Below are 4,448 nucleotides of genomic sequence, written 5' to 3' on the forward strand. Positions count from 1 at the left end.
TCTAAACAGAACTCTAAACAGAACTCTAAACAGAACTCTAAACAGAACTCTAAACAGAACTCTAAACAGAACTCTAAACAGAACTCTAAAGAGAGTGTATGCTAAGGAAACGAAACAAGTTATAGAACACTAATTTAGTACGCTGTACGCTCAATATTCTTCAAAGAATTCGCTGTAAGCCTTTACTATTATTAGTCACCATTTTATTAGCGATTCTTTATAGTATTGATCTCATGAATCATCTCATTTTTTTCGAATATAAATTTTCCAAAAGCTATGTTTCCAAAAGACTGCCTCAAATTTATTCATCAACATTTGTTGTGCATGTTAAGAATAAGAAGTGTGAAAAAAGAATTTTTAATAAAACGGTCTTTGCCGAAAGAGAGAATGTCTTCTCATTTTCAGCGCATGCACTTTTAATTTTTTATGCAATCCTAATGTTCTTCTTGCTTCGCCTAAAAGCCTTTGGGTAAAAGACTTAATAGGGGGGATGTTTCAACCCCTAAGCATATCTTAAATCTTGGAGATCTTTGAAATAGGGTTCCATTTTCCAGCTCTTAGCGTAATAATTGATGATTACGCTCCCTTTATGGTTCGTATTATCGTTGAGCACAATAAAGTACTGCATGGGGCACTGCTGTAGGGTCAAAAAAAGCTTTTTTTACATGAATCACCTTTTCATCGCTTTTAACCAATCTTACGCTTTGCTTTAATAACCCTAGTACTGGATTAAATGGAAATAATAGATTCAAAACACAATACTTCTTCTCAAAGATAAAAAAATTTTTGATCCGAAAATTCTGTATCCGCTACCAGCGCGACTTTTATTTCAGCAGGTAAAACTGCTTTGAAGCGGGGTATTCGCTGATTTTCGTAACGGGCTTGATTGTGTTTCCGTGATTTTTGATTAACAGATTGATTTTTTCTTGGTTACACTATTCAGGCTTAGCATTCATTGCGCATCATCAAACAATCAACGCTAATCTAGTGCCACTATAATAGATTTGTTTTCTACATACTACACTCAGGCTTCCGCTCAATCTCAGACTGATATCTTTTGATGACTCAAAATCCGGTCATTTTGTTGCGTGGCATGAATTTTATTATTATACCTTGTATGGATTAGTTTTTTGCTCTCCCATGAAGAAACTGTGATTCGCTGACTACAAAACCTATCGCCCTATAAGCACAGAATTATTGTCGTTTCTGATGTATCCCATCACCATAAATTTTTTCGATGACAGATTTAATTTTAACTCATGTATCTGTTGACTCTTTTTTCATTTTCAAGACTATCGTCCTTTAAACATAAGCACACTAATATTTTTTATAAAGTTATCAATACATTATAACTCTTTTTACCCTGCAAATGAGGGAAGCCCTGAGTGACAGATCCAATCAAAATGTGTACAAATGCATGGTTATTCACTGTTCTGTTTCTAAATTGAATGCCGTTGTCAGTGCGGATCATTTGAATTCTATCAAGAAACTGCCTGGACTTGGATACGATTCCTTAAAATTGTGCAACTTCGGTCTTTCCGTATAGTTTAAGAAGCTCGAGGTCTCATTAATAGCCACAACAAGGTACACCGTTCCTTCTTTTCTACGGATGTCAGTAATATCAATATGAAATAATCAATAGAATAGACCTTGAATTTATTTTTAGAGTGTTGTTCTGTTTGGATCTCTGGCAAAACACAGCTGATATCAGAAAAGCCGTATGGTTACGAAAGGCTAGGCAACCCATAGGCCCATCTTTCCACTGATTTTTTTCTTGCTCTCCTTGACAACTGTTTTTGAGTCAATGGCATAGTAAGAACAATCGGGTTCGTTTAATTGTTTTGTATTGCCAGACGCACTGACTGAGAACTCGTCACGTAAAAAGCTTAAATAGCAGGAATAAAGTATAGGATTGACATCAAATAGAGATGAGAGAGATCAAAAAGCTATACAAGTAATCTAAAAGACGAAGCGTGGAAAGTTATAAAAGAAAAAATTAACGAGAGAAAAGAGAAGCAAGTAAGGCCCGCAGCCTAAGAATGCTAGGCGGGTATGGAGCGGCATAGTTTATATCAAAAAAAACGACTGTTTTGGAGGGGTCTTCCTAAAGAGTTTGAGCTATGGAAGCAAGTATTGAACAACTTTAACAGGCTAAAGCATAGAGGGGGCATTCAAGCATTGATGGATAAATCCAGAGCTAGTATTAGCACAAAGAGCAAAGTCCTAGCATAGGAATCATCGATATCCAGAGCGTGAACCCACGCGCTTTTAAACAATGAAGAGATGGAGGCAAGAAAGGGGCGGATAGAAAAAGACACCTTAGGCTATTCGCTAAATGGTGATGTGTACAGCGCTAATCTTCGTTATAGTATGTGTACCAAAAGAGTCTTACTTGGCGTGAAGGAAAAATTTCCAAGGCTGGTGGGAATTTTACCGGATTAAGGATATCAAAGTGATCTACAACAGTGGTTTTATCTTTATACATAAGAGTACTTTCCTTAGCATTGTAAAACATGCAGAACAAACTAAGGGTTTTAAAGTGGTAAGTCATTTTAGAAAGATATCCAAAGAGTATGAGAGGTCTACTGCATCAGCCAAGGCTTTTATTCAACTCGCCTCCCTAAAATAATGCTCAACAGGTTAGAAAAATGGTTTACGTGACTGTTTCTAAGATCAAAACATTCACTGATTTTCTTACTAAATTAAAAGCTTGTAATTTTTTAAAATTTGACCTAGAATTAATTTGTAATAACGATTAGTGAGGTTAATTATGTTAGAGTGGCTCATGCCATTTTTTACAATGTTCGGTCCCCAACACAATATTTTTTATTTTGAAGGGAATTGGCATACCGAACGGTGTGTGAGTGTAAATACTCCCTCTTCTCAGGCGCTTCCAATTGGCGTATTAAAGGAAGATCAAGAAAAGAAAGAACCCGTTCCCATTGGCGTATTAAAGGAAGATCAAGAAAAGAAAGAACCCGTTCCCATTGATTCCATCGTCCTTCATTCTTTTGAGTGGGATCAAAATAAAGATGTAAGTACAAATGGGCAATGCGCTAAGGTGATCCAGTATTGGCTTGATGCAAAAGTAGGTGCACATTATATTGTTTCTTTTGAGTCAGCAGAAGACCTATTAAAGGGATTTGAAGCACGCTTTCCTAACTTAAAAGAGTTAGAAGCCACTAAAAAATTTGGACATTCCATACAGGATCCCAAAAAAAATGCTATCATATGTTGTGTACCTGATACGCGTGCTGCCTATCACGCTGGAATGAGTCATTTTAGAGAATTTGGTGTCTTTGATAAAGGACGCTACACCCTCAATTTTAGTTCTATTGGTATAGAAATGCAGGGAAACGGAACGTTTAAGGGAGACGAAAGTATTGAAAATTTTGATCAATTCAGCGAAGATCAAATCAATGTTGTTGCAGATTTAGTAAAATTCTTGTGTGCTCATCATAACTTAGATCCTAAAAACTCTGTTGTCTCTCACGCTGTTATTGCACCATTACGTAAAAAAGATCCTGGTCCTACTATTTTTCAAGCTTTAGCTGATAAAGGGATAGGGTGGTGCCTTCCCCAACCTGTTTTCTTATTACCCTTGGAAATTACGCATACTGTAGAGGAAGCGAGAACTTTATTACAAACAAATGGCTATCAGCCTCCTGCCTCTCTTGTAGATCTTTCCCCAAGAGAAACAGCAGAATCGCGCTTTGCTTGCCTCTTTCCAGATACACAACCAGAGGTTGTGTATTCCTTTCTAGATAAGTTTTCATTACAATATGCGCCCTGGGCCTGGGCCAATGAGCCAAAAGGTGCATCCAAGCTATCACAAGAATCTCGAGAACTGGTGATACGTGCACTCCGAGCCAAGGCTGTATTATAACTCTTTAGGAGTGTGTAAATTTTTTAAAAAAAGTACTTCTAAAGATTGTAGTCACGAGATAAATTATGCCAAAACATGGGGATAATTCATGTTAAGAATATGTGCTTTTATGAAAAAGTCCCCAGAAAATCCCACCATCTCCATGATACTTCAAGATCATATTTAGAGCTTTGTGGCCCCTCATCTTCCAGGCCGAAAAAGCTTTGGGGGAAAGTCTAGCGAAGAATAACCGAAAAATTACTAATGCAGTTTTCTGGATTTTGAGAGCGGGCGCTCCGTGGCGAAATCCACCTCTGGATTACGACGGATGGAGCAACACATATCGTCTATTTTATTTGTTGGAGACTAAAGAAAAATTTGGGAAAAATTACTCAAAAAAGTCATTGTGGAGCCGAATTTTGAGTGGCTTATGATCCATGCTGATTACATCAAAGTGCCAATATTTTGATTTCACTCATAACTTCACCCCAGTCATGAGCCTAATCAGCGCTTATGGGATGCCTTGTTCCTAACTCAATGTAAACTATGTTTTATCCAAATTTTCGAGCTTTGGCACAGCAGC

3 protein-coding genes are annotated in these 4,448 nt (G+C 37.3%); all 3 read left to right on the forward strand.

Annotated elements, in window-relative coordinates; all coding sequences use genetic code 11:
* Window positions 1-2,052 precede the first annotated feature (2,052 nt).
* The 3 genes from HCUR_RS08500 (at window position 2,053) to HCUR_RS10160 (ending at window position 4,299) form a co-directional block, all read left to right on the forward strand.
* Entirely contained in the window at window positions 2,053-2,232 is a 180-nt protein-coding gene (locus tag HCUR_RS08500) for a hypothetical protein (protein ID WP_104206768.1), read from the forward strand.
* A gap of 538 nt (window positions 2,233-2,770) precedes the next feature.
* On the forward strand, window positions 2,771-3,886 hold the full coding sequence (locus HCUR_RS03495; RefSeq protein ID WP_104206769.1) for an N-acetylmuramoyl-L-alanine amidase: 1,116 nt from the start codon (window positions 2,771-2,773) through the stop codon (window positions 3,884-3,886).
* 170 nt (window positions 3,887-4,056) lie between these two features.
* Window positions 4,057-4,299, forward strand: a complete 243-nt coding sequence (locus HCUR_RS10160; protein WP_165780716.1) for a transposase — start codon at window positions 4,057-4,059, stop codon at window positions 4,297-4,299.
* The last annotated feature ends 149 nt before the right edge of the window (window positions 4,300-4,448 follow it).

The sequence above is a fragment of the Holospora curviuscula genome, from assembly GCF_002930195.1.
Lineage (GTDB): Bacteria > Pseudomonadota > Alphaproteobacteria > Holosporales > Holosporaceae > Holospora > Holospora curviuscula.

Excerpts from the sequence above, each read along its gene's own strand:
- HCUR_RS03495 (WP_104206769.1), top strand. The coding sequence starts at position 2,771 with ATGTTAGAGTGGCTCATGCCATTTTTTACAATGTTCGGTCCCCAACAC.
- HCUR_RS08500 (WP_104206768.1), top strand. The coding sequence starts at position 2,053 with ATGGAGCGGCATAGTTTATATCAAAAAAAACGACTGTTTTGGAGGGGT.